Origin of the sequence: Vibrio sp. 10N.222.55.A1, assembly GCF_041473835.1 — a bacterium.
GTDB lineage: Bacteria > Pseudomonadota > Gammaproteobacteria > Enterobacterales > Vibrionaceae > Vibrio > Vibrio crassostreae_C.
Window position 1 is genome coordinate 1 of the sequence record NZ_JBFRSX010000155.1, and the last position, 417, is coordinate 417.

The 417-nt window shown below is 32.9% G+C and carries 1 protein-coding gene; it reads right to left on the minus strand.

What is annotated here, in order from left to right; genetic code table 11:
* On the minus strand, positions 1-417 hold a 417-nt coding region (locus tag AB4493_RS22240), incomplete at both ends, for a hypothetical protein (protein WP_372155833.1).

Sequence of the window (417 nt, forward strand, 5' to 3'; positions counted from 1 at the left end):
CAAATATATATAATTTATTGTAACTTGGGTTTTGACAGGTGTGTTTTAAAGTATCTTTGTGGCTACTTATTTCTTTAACAAGCTTCATATCGTTATCGTCTATATAGCGTTGAAATTCCTGACTATTAAAGTGAGGATATGACGGGCTATAAACAATCATGTCCGGATCATATTTTTCAAGATCCTTAGCATAGTTACACCCTTGCCATGCATGACAACCATTACCCTTCAAGTTATCTGGCATTGCTATATTTGGTGAATACGCTACTTTTTTATTATCAGGTAGATCTTTTAAATATTCCCACGCTATGTTTTTAGTTTTTGTTGACTGTAAAAAGAAGCGTTTTTGTTGTTCGTTAATCGACACACTGAGGTTTGAAATAAACACCAAAGACAGTGTAAAAAGTATGATATATC